14 protein-coding genes are annotated in these 15,452 nt (G+C 62.3%); 6 read left to right on the plus strand and 8 right to left on the minus strand.

Features of this window, described 5'->3' with window-relative positions:
- Positions 1 to 22 precede the first annotated feature (22 nt).
- Positions 23 to 1,504, plus strand: a complete 1,482-nt coding sequence (locus tag PVA39_RS18515) for a helicase HerA-like domain-containing protein (RefSeq protein ID WP_274125278.1) — start codon at positions 23 to 25, stop codon at positions 1,502 to 1,504.
- A gap of 51 nt (positions 1,505 to 1,555) precedes the next feature.
- Here the strand turns inward: PVA39_RS18515 and PVA39_RS18520 are convergent, their stop codons facing one another.
- Both PVA39_RS18520 and PVA39_RS18525 read right to left on the minus strand, forming a co-directional pair.
- Positions 1,556 to 1,774 (minus strand): hypothetical protein, encoded by a 219-nt coding sequence (locus tag PVA39_RS18520; protein WP_027906000.1) that lies wholly within the window; start codon positions 1,772 to 1,774, stop codon positions 1,556 to 1,558.
- Positions 1,775 to 1,982: 208 nt separating this feature from the next.
- The gene (locus PVA39_RS18525; RefSeq protein ID WP_274125279.1) at positions 1,983 to 2,852 is read right to left on the minus strand and encodes an aldose 1-epimerase; all 870 of its coding nucleotides are present in this window, start codon (positions 2,850 to 2,852) and stop codon (positions 1,983 to 1,985) included.
- Positions 2,853 to 2,967: 115 nt separating this feature from the next.
- On the opposite strand from PVA39_RS18525, the gene PVA39_RS18530 reads away from it, so the two are divergent.
- Positions 2,968 to 3,723, plus strand: a complete 756-nt coding sequence (locus tag PVA39_RS18530) for a FadR/GntR family transcriptional regulator (protein WP_274125280.1) — start codon at positions 2,968 to 2,970, stop codon at positions 3,721 to 3,723.
- A 110-nt stretch (positions 3,724 to 3,833) separates the two neighbouring features.
- Here PVA39_RS18530 and PVA39_RS18535 read toward each other — a convergent pair whose 3' ends face one another.
- The 6 genes from PVA39_RS18535 to PVA39_RS18560 form a co-directional block, all read right to left on the minus strand.
- Positions 3,834 to 4,745: an EamA family transporter gene (locus tag PVA39_RS18535; protein ID WP_274125281.1), complete on the minus strand. Its 912-nt coding sequence runs from the start codon at positions 4,743 to 4,745 to the stop codon at positions 3,834 to 3,836.
- Positions 4,746 to 4,861: 116 nt separating this feature from the next.
- Positions 4,862 to 6,142: a TRAP transporter large permease gene (locus tag PVA39_RS18540; protein WP_274125282.1), complete on the minus strand. Its 1,281-nt coding sequence runs from the start codon at positions 6,140 to 6,142 to the stop codon at positions 4,862 to 4,864.
- Positions 6,142 to 6,669, minus strand: a complete 528-nt coding sequence (locus PVA39_RS18545) for a TRAP transporter small permease (RefSeq protein WP_274125283.1) — start codon at positions 6,667 to 6,669, stop codon at positions 6,142 to 6,144. Before PVA39_RS18545 ends, PVA39_RS18540 begins: the two co-directional genes overlap by 1 nt.
- Before the next feature lie 204 nt (positions 6,670 to 6,873).
- On the minus strand, positions 6,874 to 7,848 hold the full coding sequence (locus PVA39_RS18550) for a TRAP transporter substrate-binding protein (RefSeq protein WP_274125284.1): 975 nt from the start codon (positions 7,846 to 7,848) through the stop codon (positions 6,874 to 6,876).
- Positions 7,849 to 7,933: 85 nt separating this feature from the next.
- The gene (locus PVA39_RS18555; RefSeq protein ID WP_274125285.1) at positions 7,934 to 8,821 is read right to left on the minus strand and encodes an SMP-30/gluconolactonase/LRE family protein; all 888 of its coding nucleotides are present in this window, start codon (positions 8,819 to 8,821) and stop codon (positions 7,934 to 7,936) included.
- A gap of 47 nt (positions 8,822 to 8,868) precedes the next feature.
- Entirely contained in the window at positions 8,869 to 9,696 is an 828-nt protein-coding gene (locus tag PVA39_RS18560; RefSeq protein WP_274125286.1) for an NAD-dependent epimerase/dehydratase family protein, read from the minus strand.
- Positions 9,697 to 10,057: 361 nt separating this feature from the next.
- Between PVA39_RS18560 and kdgD (PVA39_RS18565) the strand changes: the two genes are divergently transcribed.
- The 4 genes from kdgD (PVA39_RS18565) to garD all read left to right on the plus strand — a co-directional run bounded on the left by kdgD (PVA39_RS18565) (position 10,058) and on the right by garD (position 15,424).
- Positions 10,058 to 10,969: a 5-dehydro-4-deoxyglucarate dehydratase gene (gene kdgD / locus PVA39_RS18565; protein WP_274125287.1), complete on the plus strand. Its 912-nt coding sequence runs from the start codon at positions 10,058 to 10,060 to the stop codon at positions 10,967 to 10,969.
- 406 nt (positions 10,970 to 11,375) lie between these two features.
- Positions 11,376 to 12,287 carry a 5-dehydro-4-deoxyglucarate dehydratase gene (gene kdgD, locus PVA39_RS18570; RefSeq protein WP_274125288.1) on the plus strand — a complete coding sequence of 304 codons (912 nt, stop codon included), beginning with the start codon at positions 11,376 to 11,378 and terminating at the stop codon, positions 12,285 to 12,287.
- Between the two features lie 297 nt (positions 12,288 to 12,584).
- On the plus strand, positions 12,585 to 13,628 hold the full coding sequence (locus PVA39_RS18575; protein WP_274125289.1) for a LacI family DNA-binding transcriptional regulator: 1,044 nt from the start codon (positions 12,585 to 12,587) through the stop codon (positions 13,626 to 13,628).
- Between the two features lie 239 nt (positions 13,629 to 13,867).
- Entirely contained in the window at positions 13,868 to 15,424 is a 1,557-nt protein-coding gene (gene garD / locus PVA39_RS18580; protein WP_274125290.1) for a galactarate dehydratase, read from the plus strand.
- The last annotated feature ends 28 nt before the right edge of the window (positions 15,425 to 15,452 follow it).

Genomic DNA, 15,452 nt, shown 5'->3' on the forward strand with positions numbered 1-15,452 from the left:
CTTTAATCCAGAGGACGGTGGTATGGCTTTGAATCAGCAATTCGTTCTGGGCGCCGGTGGTGATGGCGAAGCCGTCGGCCAGTCGCTGCGCCTGGCCAACCGGCACGGCTTGATCGCCGGCGCCACGGGTACCGGTAAGACGGTCACGCTGCAGCGCCTGATCGAGAATTTCAGTGATGCCGGGGTTGCCGTGTTCGCGGCAGACGTGAAAGGTGATCTGTGTGGCCTGGGCGCCGCCGGTGCGCCCCAGGGCAAGGTGGCCGAACGCATCGCCAGCATGCCGTGGCTGGCGCACAGCCCGACGGCCTATCCGGTCAGCTTGTGGGATGTGCACGGGCAGAGCGGTCACCCGCTGCGCACTACGCTGAGCGAAATGGGGCCGCTGCTGCTTGGCGCGTTGTTGGAACTGACCGACAGCCAGCAGGCGGCGCTGTATGCGGCGTTCAAGGTGGCGGATCGCGAAGGCCTGCTGCTGCTCGACCTGAAGGATCTCAAGGCGCTGCTCAATCATCTCAAGGAGCAGCCCGAGGTGCTGGGCGCCGACAGCGCGTTGTTCACCAGCGGCTCGGCCCAGGCGCTGTTGCGACGCTTGGCCAGCCTTGAGCAGCAGGGCGGCGAGGCGCTGTTCGGCGAGCCGGCGTTGCAGCTCGAAGACATTCTGCAGCCGGATCGCGATGGCCGTGGGCGCATTCACCTGCTCGACGCCAGCCGCCTGGTGCACGAGGCGCCGAAGGTCTACGCGACGTTCCTGCTCTGGCTGCTGGCCGAATTGTTCGAGCAACTGCCCGAGCGCGGCGATGTCGACAAGCCGGTGCTGGCACTGTTTTTCGATGAGGCGCACCTGCTGTTCGCCGATACCCCTAAGGCGCTGCAGGCAAGACTGGAGCAGGTGGTGCGGCTGATTCGCTCCAAAGGCGTGGGCGTGTACTTCGTCACCCAGTCGCCGGGCGATCTGCCCGACGATGTGCTGGCGCAGCTCGGTCTGCGTATTCAGCATGGGTTGCGGGCGTTCACCACCCGTGAGCAGAAGGCGCTGCGCGCGGTGGCCGACGGCTTCAGGCCCAACCCGGCGTTGGATTGTCTGAGCGTGCTCACCGAGCTGGGTATCGGTGAGGCGCTGGTCGGCACCCTGGAGGACAAGGGCACGCCGGCCATGGTCCAGCGTGTCGCCATCGCGCCGCCACAATCACGTATCGGCCCACTGTCCGAAAGCGAACGCGCTGCATTGATTCGCCAATCGCCATTGGCCAGCCGTTATGACAAACCTTTTGATCGGGAGTCGGCCTACGAGATTCTGACCTCGCGTGCAGCCCAGGCCAGCCAGAGCGCGGCGCCGCCGGCCAAGCAGGAGTCGTCAACGGTCGGCAGTGCAGGCGAGTACTTGGGCGGTCTGGCGAGCCAGGCGTTGAAGAGCGCCATGCGTCAGGCAGCCACCCAGCTCGGGCGGCAACTGGCCAGGGGCTTGATGGGGTCGTTGCTTGGCGGCAAGTCCAAACGGCGTTAGAAAGTGCCACGCCGGCGTGCGCTTGTGCACAGTCGCCGGCGTTCTTCAGTCTCAGGCGCTTTCGGCTCTGGCCTCGGCTTTGCTGGACAGATCTTTTTCGATCTTTTCGATTTCTTTGTCGAAGGCCTGGTCGAGCAGGCTGGCCTTCTTGCGCCACGGCTTGCGTTCCGGATCCGGTTGGGCGGCGTAGGTGATCACTTCACCGCCGTATACATCCTTGTAACGCTGCGCCTGGCGCTCGAGTTCGGCGCGCAGTTCGTCTTTCGTCACGATAGTACCCATGGTTTCCAATAGAGAGATGGGCAACAACGTAAGACCGGGCGGTCTCACTGGTACGGTCGCCACACCTTTATGAAGCCTATACCCTTTCGATAGTTCAGGTTATTCGCAGATGCGACCGAACCCAGGGCAGGCGGGTGATTATCATCAACCCGCTCGGAAAGTCCAGCGCCGCGGCTCAGCGACGTGAACTGTTTGGCTAGCTCAGTGGGCGGTATTGCAGGCTTAGCGTCAGGCTGTGGCTTTGCTTCGGTTGCAGCAAAACCAGGCCAGGCTTGCCCGACATATGGTGGGCATTGACCGGATGGCTGACCGGCTCGAAGCAGAAGAACGGTTTGCCCTCAGGACAGAACAGCAGGTAAATGCCCTGATCGCTGCCGATCTCCAGGCTGTAGCCGGCCTGCGGTTCGATGATACGCGCCTGTCCGGTCCAGCCGATAAAGGCATTGTCAGTGTGCACGGCCGGCAACTGGCGCTCCTCGTCGAAATTCCAGTGTGCTGGCAACGCACTCAGGTGCGTGGGCAGGCTGGCGGCGTCGCAGTACCAGACCTGCTCGGCACTGGCCTGCAGGCCTGTGTGCGATGTGCGCGGAAAGTACGGGTGCAGGCCTATGCCATGCCACATCGGCGTATCGGCCTGATGGGTGACTTGCAGGTGAATCATCAGGCGACCCTCGTTGAGCTCGAAGCGCTGCTCGGCGCGATAGGCGAACGGCACCTGGCTGTCGAGGCGCAGCAGCACCGAACGCTCGCTATGCTCGATCACCTCCCAAGGCTGCTGCCAGGCGCTGCCATGGATCGGCAGGGGCGAGTTGTCGGCATTGGCAGCGAGGGCTAGCCAGCCTTCGGGGTTGTCGAAACCGCCTTCGGTGATGCGGTTGGACCAGGGCGCGAGCGGGTAGCAGCCGAGCAGACGTGGAGTGCCGGCGGCGAGCGCCCGTTCGTCGGCGTGGCGCAGCAGCGGCTGACCCGTGGCGATGACCGACCAGTTGGCGACGGCACCACCGATGCCCGGCGCCAGGGCTAGCCGGGTGATCCCGTCTTGCAGGTGCAGTGTGTCGAGCGACATGGGCATTACCTGTGCAAATGAGGCGCCGTTAGGCGGAGATAAACGAAGAACGTGTCATCATACAACTCTCTGATATATGATGGGCTTTGCCCATCCAGACGATAACGATATCTCTATGGAAACTCAGAACACGCAGCCACGCGCGCGGCGCAAGCATCGCAGCCTGGCCCAGGAGCTGGTCGCGGAATTGTCCCAACGCATTCGCGACGGGGTGATCAAGCGTGGTGAAAAATTGCCGACCGAGTCGGCGATCATGGAAGAGCAGGGCGTCAGCCGCACCGTGGTGCGTGAAGCCCTTTCGCGGCTGCAGGCGTCCGGCCTGGTGGAAACCCGCCACGGCATCGGTACCTTCGTACTGGATACGCCCAACCCCGGCGGTTTCCGCATCGACCCGGCGACCATCGTCACCCTGCGTGAAGTGCTGGCCGTGCTCGAGCTGCGCATCAGCCTGGAAGTGGAGTCGGCCGGCCTGGCCGCGCAGCGTCGCACGCCCGAGCAACTGGCTTCGATGCGCCAGGCGCTTGATGCGCTGAACGAGGGGGCTGCTCACGAAAGTGATGCGGTGTCGTCGGATTTCCAGTTCCACCTGCAGATCGCCCATGCCACGGGTAACCGTTACTTCACCGATATCATGAGCCACCTGGGTACCAGCATCATTCCGCGTACCCGCCTCAACTCGGCGCGTATCGCCCATGATGATCATGCTCATTACATGGCGCGCCTGGAGCGCGAGCACGAGCAGATCTTCGAGGCCATCGCCCGCCAGGATTCCGATGCGGCGCGCGCCGCCATGCGCCTGCACCTGACCAACAGCCGCGAGCGGCTGCGGCAGGCCCACGAGTCGGCTGAAGTCGCTGCCAAGCAGGCTTGAAACCAGCAAGACCCCGAGGGGCTTGGGTGCTGAAGCTACTTTCGTAGATGAGCACCCAAGCCCTTTTTCATTACCGCCGGGCCGACGCGCAGCTGATCGTAAATAGATGCTCAGGCGTCCTTGCGATAGGTCAGCAATACAATCCCCGCCAGCACGATCGCGCCGCCGATCATCTGCATGCCACTGAGCACCTGATCCAGCAGCAGCCAGCCGAACAGCAGGGTAGCGATGGGCTCCATGTTCATCACTGGGGCGTTCTTGGCCATGTTCAGGCGTGGCACGCTGATGAACAGCATGCAGAAAGCGATGCCGTAGAGCAGCACCAGGGCGCCGAGGGCGGTCCAGCCGGTGGCGTTGGCCGGCAGGTTCATGCCGCCGGGGATCAGGTCGGCACTGCCGGCCAGGGCCATGCTGCTGAACACGATCATCAGGGTCAGCATGCTGCGCACCGAGCCACGCAGGCTGGAGAGCTTGTGATCGGTGATCCACAGTGCACAGGCGAACACGCAGGCGGCCAGGAACGAGGCGCTCACGCCGACGATCCACTCCGGACCTACCTGTTCGCTGGCGCCCAGGCGTGCTGGCAGATCAAGGGCGAAGATCAGGCCGATCAGGATCAGCCCCATCAGCATCACCGTACGGCGTGTCGGCGCCGAGCCGCCCAGGGCCCAGGTGAGCAGGGCGAGCAGGATCGGGAAGGTATTGCCGATCAGCAGCGCCAGAGCCACCGGAATGCGCGCCACGGCCGAATACAGGCAGATGCTTTGGGTGGCGATCAACAGGCCCAGAAGAAGCTGCCAGCGCCAGGCACCGGGCGGCATCTGCAGGGCCTGGCGCTGCCACAGCACGATGCCGAGCAGCACCAGCATGGTCACGCCCGAACGGCAGAGAATCGCCAGCAGCAGGCCGGTCTGGTTGTCGAAGGCGATACGTGCGGCGATGTGATTGCCAGCGAAGGAGCAGGCCAGCAGCGCCAGGATCATCACGGCGATGTGGCGGGGAAACAGGGCAGGGGCAGTCATAAACAATTTCCGTATCGAGTTGAACCTTGAGCGCCTGACGGTTTGTACCGTTCTCGCTGCGCTAAAAAAAACGGCGGATCGCGTTGTGCACGCGACCCGCCGCGGGTGGAGCAGTATCAGAGTACGACGCTAGGCAACCACAGCGAGATCGCCGGAACGTAGGTGACCAGCATCAGCACCATGAACAGCGCCGCGTAGAAGGGCAGCAGCGCCTTCACGGTGTTCTCTATGGTGACCTTGCCGACCGCCGCACCGACGAACAGCACCGCGCCGACCGGCGGAGTGATCAGGCCGATACCCAGGTTGACCAGCATGATCATGCCGAAATGCACCGGGTCGACGCCGAACTGGGTCACCACCGGCAGCAGGATCGGCGTGAGGATCAGGATCAGCGGCGCCATGTCCATCAGCGTACCGAGCACCAGCAGCATGAAGTTGATGCACATCAGGATCACGTAGCGGTTGTCCGACAGGGTCAGGAACGCGGCGGTGATCTTCGACGGGATCTGCATCAGGGTCATGATGTAGCCGAAGGCGGCGGCAAAGGCGATCAGGATCATCACGATCGATAGCGTGCGCACCGTGCGGTGCAGCATCTTCGGCAGTTCATGCCACTTGTAGTCGCGGTAGATGAACATGGTCACGAAGAACGCCCAGATCACCGCCACGGCAGCCGATTCGGTCGCGGTGAATACGCCCGACAGGATGCCGCCGAGGATGATGCCCATGGTCATCAGTCCCCACAGTGCATCGACGCAGATCTTGATGGCCTGACGCAGCGGGATCACTTCGCCCTTCGGGTAGTTGCGCTTCTTGGCGAACCACAGGCACAGCGCGGCCATGGTAGCGCTCATCAGCAGGCCCGGACCGATACCGGCCATGAACAGCGCGGCGATGGATACCGTGCCGCCAGCGGCCAGTGAATAGATCACCGAGTTGTGGCTGGGCGGGGTGAGCAGTGCCTGCACCGAACCGGAAACGGTCACGGCGGTGGCGAACTCGCGCGGGTAGCCCTTCTTCTCCATTTCCGGGATCAGCACCGAACCCACCGAGGCGGTGTCGGCCAGGGACGAGCCCGAGATGGCGCCGAAGAAGGTCGAAGCGGTGATGTTCACCAGCGACAGGCCGCCGCGCACGAAACCCACCAGTACACCGGCAAAGGCCACCAGGCGTCGCGCCATGCCACCTTCGGCCATGATCGCCCCGGCCAGCACGAAAAACGGAATGGCCAGCAAGGAGAATTTATTCACGCCACCGGCGATCTGGATCATCACCGCGTGCAGTGGGATGTCGATGTACCAGGCGCCGATCAGTGCGGACATACCCAGGGCGTAAGCGACGGGCACGCGCAGCAGAATCAGAACGATGAAGCTACCTACGAGAATGGCGGCGTCCATTACACGGCCTCCTTGGAGTCTTCGACCGCTTCGAAATCAACTACGCGGCGTGCGTGCTGGTCGCCGTAAAGCAGTTGCTCGATGACGAACAGCAGGGTGATGAAACCCCCTACCGGAATCGGCATGTAGCTGATGCCAACGCGCATGGTGGGCAGGGTGCTGAGGAACTGGTTCCAGGTGGCCACGCACAGTTTGTAGCCCCAGATCAGCATGAACAGTGCGATGGCCCCCATGGCCAGGCGCACGAAAAGGGTGATCAGCGGCTGCGCAATGGTTGGCAGGCGATCGGTCAGTGAGGTCACGGCCATGTGAGCTCCGGCGCGGTAGCTGGCAGCAGCGCCGATAAAGGTGAACACCACCATCAGCAAAATGGCGATGGGTTCGGGCCAGCCCAGTCCCTGGCCCAGCACGTAACGGCTGAACACGCCCCAGGGGATGATCGTGGCCATGATCACGATCGCCAGGCCGGCGACGGTGATGCAGGCACGGTAGATGACGTCATTGACGCCCAGTACCAGGTTTTTCATGAGACTTCACCGGATGGCATGGAGCCGGCGGCTGCCGGCTCCATGCGCTTGCGCGAGATTTTTATCAGGTCATTGAAAAACGTCAGCGAGGCAGCCGATGCGAGGCAAAAACAGCCGAAAAAGCGGAGTGTACGAGTAGTACATGAGCATTTTGAGGTTGTTTTAAACGAAGCAGCGGCAACGCAGCTAGCTTTTCAAGACCTGTTACTTGACGGCTTCGATGCGCTTGATGAGGTCGGCGAATTGCGCGCCGTACTTCTCACGTACCGGAGCGGTCGCGTCGTAGAACGGCTTGGTATCGACTTCGATGAACTCGACGCCTTCAGCCTTGAGCTTCTCGTCGCTGGCCTTTTCCTTGGCGGTCCACAGTTCACGCTCTTCCAGCTGGGCTTCCTTGGCCAGTTTCTTGACCAGAGCCTGCTGCTCGGGGGTCAGCTTTTCCCAAGTGGTTTTGGACATCAGCAGCGGCTCGGGCAAGATCAGGTGGTGAGTCTGGGTGTAGTACTTGGCGACGCGGAAGTGGTTGTGCTCGAGCAGGGTCGGCGAGTTGTTCTCGGCGCCGTCGATCACACCGCTTTGCAGGGCGCTGAAGATTTCACCGGTGTCCATGGCGATGCCGTTGGCGCCCATGGCGTTGAGGGTGTCGATGAACAGCGGGTTGCCGATCACACGGATCTTCATACCCTTGAGGTCTTCGATCTTGCGCACCGGCTTCTTGGTGTAGAGGCTGCGGCTGCCGGCTTCCATCCACGCCAGGCCGACCATGTTGAAGTCGGAGTTGGTGATGGCGTCGAGGATTTCCTGACCGATCTCACCGTCCACCACTTTGCGCATGTGGTCGATGTCGCGGAACACGAACGGCATGTTGAACACGTTGGTGGTCGGGACCACCGGGCCAACCGAACCGAGGCTGACGCGGGTCAGCTGAACGGCGCCGATCTGGGTCTGCTCGATCACTTCCTTCTCGGAACCGAGAACGCCGCCAGCGAACATGCGGGCCTTGATCTCGCCGTTGGTGGCCTGCTCAAGCTTCTTGCCCAGGTTGTCCATGGCCACCACGGTCGGGTAGCCGGCCGGGTGGATCTCGGCGATCTTCAGGGTCATGTCAGCCTGAACCAGGCTGGACAGGCCCATGGCCAGGGGAAGTGCAGCGATGAGCAGCTTGCGCTTGAAATTCATGGGTGAATCTCCGTTTTGTTGTTGTTGGTGTGCAGCGTTGTGAAGCGACCTACGTCCCCAGGTAGCGGGACGCCAGCTATTGGTATCAAGGGTGGAACGGTGTTTCGGCGATGCCGCTGACCCCCGGTTGCAGGGCGAACACGCCGCCGGCCAGGGGCTGGTCATCCAGATCGCCACCGGGGCGGATCGAGGTCACGAACAGGGTATCCAGGTCGGCGCCGCCAAAGGCGCACATGGTCGGCTTCTTCACCGGTACTTCCAGCGAGCGGTCAAGACGGCCCTGCGGTGTGAAACGGTGAATCAGCCCGGCGTCATTGCCGCAGATCCAGTAGCAGCCATCGGCGTCTACCGCGGCGCCGTCGGGGCGACCCGGGTACTGGTTCATGTCGACGAACAGACGGCGGTTATGCGGCGTGCCGCTGTCGATGTCGTAATCGAAGGCCCAGATCGCCTGCACCGAAGGATGCGAGTCGGAGAGGTACATAGTGCGCCCGTCCGGGCTAAAGCCCAGGCCATTGGGCACGATCAGTTCATCAAGCAGAACGGGCAGGCTGCCTTGCCCGGCGCCATCGTAGCGATACAGGGCGCCGACGCGGGCGCCGGCAGCCATGTCCATCAGCATGGTGCCGGTCCAGAAGCGGCCCTGGCGGTCGCAGCGGCCATCGTTAAAACGCATGTTCTCGCGAGCATGGCTGACGCCCACCAAACGCTCGCCGTGCAGACGGCCATCGTCACCAGCAGTGAGCTGGAAAATCCCGCTTTGCATGCCGGCCACCCAGCTGCCATCGGCGCGCTGGGCGATGCAGGCGAGCATCTCGTCGGCTTCCCAGCTTTGTGTGGTGGCGTCTGCCAAGTCCCAGCGATACAAGCGCTTGTCGGGGATGTCGACCCAGTAAAGGGCCTGATCACGGGCACTCCACACCGGGCTTTCGCCCGTGGCGTTGCGGGCGTCGAGAATCAGTTCAGCTTGCATGGAGTGTGCGGACCTCTTGTTATTGTTATCGAGGACAGGGCGCGGGATCAGTCGTCACCAAAAGGGCCGGCTGCCGTGAATGCGCCGCCCTGATAGAGGGCATTGGGATCGTCTGCGGCGACGGGCGGCTGCGCCTCTACCTTGTCGCGGAAGACTTCCGAGGTGTCCTTTGGCGCGAAACCCAGGTGCGCAGCCTTGCTGTTGTCCCACCAGACGTTCTTGTTGGCTGATGCGCCGTAGACCACGGTATGGCCGACGTTCGGCGTGGTCAGGCTGCGTTGGATCAGTTGCACCAGGTCGTCGTAGCTCAGCCAGGTGCTCATCATGCGGCGGTTGAGCGGCTCGGTGAACGAGGAGCCAATGCGGATGCTGACGGTCTCGATTCCGTAACGGTCGAAATAGAAGCTGGCCATGTCTTCGCCATAGGACTTGGACAGACCATAGTAGCCGTCCGGGCGACGTGGCGAGTCAGCATCCAGGGTCTCGGTCTGTTTGTGGAAGCCAATGACATGGTTGGAGCTGGCGAAGATCACGCGTTTGACGCCATGGCGACGCGCAGCTTCATAAATGTGGAATACGCCGGCGATGTTCGGGCCGAGGATTTCCTCGAACGGGCGCTCGACCGATACACCACCGAAGTGCAGGATGGCGTCCACGCCTTCGACCAGTTGGTGAACGGCCTGCTTGTCGGCCAGATCGCACACCTGTACTTCGATATGCGGGCCTTCGGCCGGTGCCATCTCGGCGATGTCCGAAAGGCGCAGAATTTTGGTCAGGGGTTGCAGGCGCTCGCGCAGCACCTTGCCCAGTCCGCCTGCCGCCCCGGTGAGCAGCAGGCGATGGAAGGGCGGTTGCGCATTGGAGGGGGTAGTCATGGCGTGAGCAATCTCTGTTGTTTTTTTATGAGCTTGTTATCGGTTGTCGTATGACGTGAGAGGATTATCAACAGCCTCTGATTGCCCTGTCAACGCGACGCCGAAAAAAAGCGTTCGCTATGTTACGAGCAGGCTGCAGGCTTGAGACTCTGCGCCAATTTAGGGCTCTCCTGTGAGCCGCTTTATGACTCACCAGTCATCGTACTTAGGCTGTCGAAAGGACCGGTTGCGATGCCACGATGACGGATTACCCTAGCAAAAGGTCGTTCGGGGGGATGGTTTTAGTTACTGTCGTACGATAACGTATCTCAAGCGGCCGAGGCTGCCCACATATTCCACTTGCGTTACAGGGTTCGAAAGAATGACTCCACAAGAACTAAAATCCGTCCTTTCCTCCGGTCTGCTGTCCTTCCCGTTGACCGATTTCGATGCCAATGGCGAGTTCAATCCGGCGGGCTACGTGCGTCGTCTGGAGTGGCTGGCGCCCTACGGCGCATCGGCTCTGTTCGCCGCAGGTGGTACCGGTGAATTCTTCTCCCTGGCGGCTGACGAATATTCCTCGGTGATCAAGACCGCCGTCGACACCTGCGCCAAAAGCGTGCCGATCCTCGCCGGCGTCGGTGGTTCGACCCGCCAGGCCATCCAGTACGCACAGGAAGCCGAGCGTCTGGGCGCCAAAGGCCTGCTGCTGCTGCCGCATTACCTGACCGAAGCGTCCCAGGAAGGTGTTGCCGCTCACGTTGAGCAAGTCTGTAAGTCCGTGAAGATCGGTGTGGTGGTCTACAACCGTAACGTCTGCCGCCTCAACGCCACCCTGCTCGAGCAACTGGCCGAGCGTTGCCCGAACCTGATCGGTTACAAGGATGGCCTGGGCGACATCGAGCTGATGGTGTCGATCCGTCGTCGTCTGGGCGATCGTTTCAGCTACCTGGGCGGCCTGCCCACCGCCGAAGTCTACGCCGCGGCCTACAAGGCTCTGGGCGTGCCGGTTTATTCGTCGGCGGTGTTCAACTTCATCCCGAAAACCGCGATGGACTTCTACCACGCCATCGCCAAGGACGATCACGCTACCGTCGGCAAGATCATCGACGACTTCTTCCTGCCGTACCTGGACATCCGCAACCGCAAGGCCGGTTATGCGGTGAGCATCGTCAAGGCCGGCGCCAAGATCTCCGGCTACGATGCTGGCCCGGTCCGCGCACCGCTAACCGACCTGCTGCCGGATGAGTACGAGAAGCTGGCCGCACTGATCAAGGCGCAAGGCGCGCAGTAAGCGTCTGCGCGTGTTGCCAAAAAGGCCGCTGTTTACAGCGGCCTTTTTGCATTCTGGCGAAGGGGTGTAGGAAGAAAAGCCGGGGAGGGCGCCCAAAGGATGGTCCGGCGGGCCTGCCTTGTGTGGGAGCGGGCCATGGCCGCGATGAGATTCGATGTACGGCTGCGTTGCTGAGCACAGGGCGGTGTTAATCAGCTGGTGCTTGGAGCGTCGCGCGCAGGGTGCGCTCTCACAAAAAGCGCATCCACTCACTTCTTCTGCGCCTTGCCTTTTATGCAGAGCATTCAAATAAGTTCCTGCAATCGTAGGAACGAAACCAACAGACTTGGCTTTTCTATAGTTGTACGATAACGTATGACTTCAGTTGGCCAATATGGCCCCGCGTTATCAACAAAGGTGCAAGAAGATGACCCCACAAGAATTAAAATCCGTTCTCTCCTCCGGCCTGCTGTCCTTCCCGCTGACCGATTTCGATGCTGCCGGTGAATTCAACCCGGCCGGCTACGTGCGTCGCCTGGAGTGGCTGGCGCCCTACGGCGCCACTGCGCTGTTCGCCGCTGGCGGTACCGGTGAGTTCTTCTCCCTGGCGGCTGATGAGTACTCGTCCATTATCAAGACTGCCGTCGACACCTGTGCCGGTAGCGTGCCGATCCTCGCCGGCGTCGGTGGTTCGACCCGTCAGGCCATCCAGTACGCTCAGGAAGCCGAGCGCCTGGGCGCCAAAGGCCTGCTGCTGCTGCCGCACTACCTGACCGAGGCGTCCCAGGAAGGTGTTGCTGCCCACGTCGAGCAGGTCTGCAAATCGGTGAAGATCGGCGTGGTGGTCTACAACCGTAACGTCTGTCGCCTCAATGCCGATCTGCTCGAGCAGCTGGCCGAGCGCTGCCCGAACCTGATCGGTTACAAGGACGGCCTGGGCGATATCGAGCTGATGGTTTCCATCCGTCGCCGTCTGGGCGAGCGTCTGACCTACCTGGGCGGCCTGCCCACCGCCGAAGTCTACGCCGAGGCCTACAAGGCGCTAGGCGTACCGGTCTATTCGTCTGCAGTGTTCAACTTCATCCCGAAAACCGCGATGGATTTCTACCACGCCATTGCCCGCGAAGATCACGCCACCGTCGGCAAGATCATCGACGATTTCTTCTTGCCGTACCTGGACATCCGTAACCGCAAGGCCGGTTACGCGGTGAGCATCGTCAAGGCGGGCGCCAAGATCGCCGGTTACGACGCTGGCCCTGTGCGTGCACCACTGACCGATCTGCTGCCGGACGAGTACGAGAAGCTGGCTGCGTTGATCGACGCTCAGGGCGCTCAGTAATCCCGATGATGCAACCCGAAGCCCAGGCGCATTGCCTGGGCTTTTTGCGTTCAGGTGGCGGTGGTTTGTGGTTGGTCAAAGGTGTGGAGTTCACCTATGTGGCCCGGCCCATCTCTGGGCTGGCCAGGTATAAAGCGCTCGTGGCTAAAGCCCACTCCTCCAAGATCGCGACCGGCCGCTCCGGCCCTTGAGGCCCCTCGGTTCTTCCCGTCTGGCCGCTCGGTCTGTGGCGACTGTGGTTGCCAACTGAGCAGCTGGTTAAGATGCGCTATCCCTTATCCAACCGGCGGCCCTGGCATGGCAAAGAAATCCTCGCGCGTATCCTCGGCTGGTTCTGCGGCGGGCAAGGGCGCGAGTGTGACGCTGATCGACGTGGCCAAGGTGGCGGGCGTCTCGCCGATCACCGTATCCCGCGCCTTGCACCGGCCCGAGGTGGTTAGTGAGGCTGCCCGCAAGAAAGTGCTCGAAGCGGTGCGGGTGACTGGCTATGTGCCGAACATGCTGGCCGGCGGCCTGGCGTCCAACAGGAGCCGTTTGATCGCCATTTTCGTGCCGACCATCGCTCACTCGATCTTCGCCGATACGGTGCAGTCGTTGATGGATCACCTCACGGCGGCGGGCTACCAGACCATGATCGGCCTCACCGGTTATTCCGCCGAACAGGAGGAGCGCCTGCTCGGCGCGGTGCTTGGCCGGCGCCCGGACGGTATCGTGCTGACCGGTACGCTGCACACCGAAGAAAGCCGGCTGCGCCTGCAGGCGGCGGGCATTCCGGTGGTCGAGGCCTGGGACCTCGGCGCGTCGCCCATCGACATGCAGGTGGGCTTTTCCCATGAGCAGGTCGGCCAGGCGATTGCCAACCACCTCTACGGCAAAGGCTATCGGCGCTTCGCCATCGTGTCGGTCGACGACTCGCGTGCCCTCAAGCGCAGCGGCAGTGTGGCGACCCAGCTGCAAGCGCTGGGCATTGAATGGGTGCCGATGATGGTGCTCGCTGCGCCCGCCACTGTGCAGAGCGGCAGGGAAGGGCTGCGCCGGCTATTGGCCGACGGCTACGCGCCCCAGGTCATCATCTGCAGTTCCGATACGGTAGCCCAGGGCATTCTTGCCGAGGCCGCCAGCCGCGGCCTCGAAATCCCCGGGCAGCTGGCCGTGATGGGGTTTGGTGACCTCTCCAGCGCAGCCCATCTGTACCCGGCGCTGTCCACGGTGAATGTGGATGGCGGGCGAATGGGCGAGCTGACCGCCAATGCCTTGCTGCAGCGTTTGCGCAACGACGAGAAGCGCGAGCCTGTGCGTATCGATACTGGTTTCACCCTGATCGACCGTCAGACAACCTAAAGGGAATTTCGCTGACATCGGACAACTGATGACGACTGCATAAAGCGCTTGAATGATTGCGCAATCATAGTAGAGTCAGGCCACGATCACTGGCGCGCTGTGTCTTCGTGACCTGACTGATACAGCCCTCGATTGACACCAGTGGCCCGACTACGACGACCTGTTAGAGCAAGCAGTGCAGCCGACTTATCAAGGCTCGGCTTGTCGGCAGGCCGCTACAACAATAAAAGGATTGGCCCATGACCCTTATTCAGCATCAGGACTCGCCCCGTTATATCCGCCTGCACGCCGACGACAACGTCGGTGTGGTGGTCAATGAGCAGGGTGTCGCCGCGGGCGGTCAGTTCGCCGACGGTCTGCAGGCGCAGGAAGGTATCCCGCAGAGCCACAAGGTATCGCTGGCGGCGATTCCCGAAGGCGGCACTGTGGTGCGCTATGGTGAAGTGATCGGCTACGCGCTCAAGCCCATCGCCGCCGGCAGCTGGGTCACCGAGCAGGTATTGCGCATGCCCGAGCCGCCGGTACTGGACAACCTGCCCAAGGCGACCATCAAGGCGCCGGCGCCCGAGCCGCTGGAAGGCTACACCTTCGAAGGCTTCCGCAACCCGGACGGCACCGTCGGCACCCGCAACATTCTCGGCGTGACCACCACCGTGCAGTGCGTCGTTGGCGTGCTCGATCACTGTGTCGAGCGTGTCCGTAAGGAAATCCTGCCCAAATATCCGAACGTCGACGACGTGGTGCCGCTGTCGCACAGCTACGGCTGCGGCGTCGCGATCAACGCGCCGGACGCCGTGGTGCCGATCCGCACCCTCTACAACATCAGCCGCAACCCCAACCTCGGCGGCCAGGCGCTGTTGATTAGCCTGGGCTGCGAGAAGCTGCAGGCCAACCAGTTGATGGACGGTGATGCCCTGACCTGTGGCCAGGATGAGGAACAATGGCTGTTCCGCCTGCAGGATTCAGGCACCGGTTTCGCCGGCATGATCGAGCAGATCATGGGCATGATCGAAGACCGCCTGAAAGTGCTCGACCAGCGTCGCCGCGAAACCGTGCCGGCTTCCGAGCTGGTGGTCGGCATGCAGTGCGGCGGCAGTGACGCCTTTTCCGGCATCACCGCCAACCCGGCGTTGGGGGTGGCCGCCGACCTGCTGGTCCGTGCCGGCGCTACCGTGATGTTCTCCGAGAACACCGAAGTGCGTGACGGCATTCACCTGCTGACCCCGCGCGCCGCCAGCGTCGAAGTCGCCGACGCACTGATCCGCGAAATGGACTGGTACGACCGCTACTTGCAGCGCGGCATGGCCGACCGCAGCGCCAACACCACGCCGGGCAACAAGAAGGGCGGTCTGAACAACATCGTCGAGAAGGCCATGGGCTCCATCGCCAAGTCCGGCAACAGCCCGATTGCCGGCGTGGTCTCGCCAGGCGAGCGGATTCGCGGCAAGGGCCTGTGGTTCTGCGCCACGCCAGCCAGCGACTTCATCTGCGGCACGCTGCAGCTGGCCGCCGGCATGAACTTGCACATCTTCACCACTGGCCGTGGCACGCCCTATGGCCTGTCCATGGTGCCGGTGATCAAGGTGGCCACCCGCACGCAGCTGGCCGAGCGCTGGCCGGACCTGATCGACGTTGACGCCGGGCAGATCACCTCTGGGCGTATGAGCCTCGAGGAAATGGGCTGGCACATCTTCCAGCTCTACCTTGATGTCGCCAGCGGGAAGCAGCAGACCTGGGCGGAAAAGCATCGCTTGCATAACGATCTGGTGCTGTTCAATCCCGCCCCGGTCACCTGATCGATAACCATACAGGCATTTGCCACTG

This window comes from Pseudomonas sp. CNPSo 3701 (genome assembly GCF_028674975.1).
Classification (GTDB): domain Bacteria; phylum Pseudomonadota; class Gammaproteobacteria; order Pseudomonadales; family Pseudomonadaceae; genus Aquipseudomonas; species Aquipseudomonas straminea.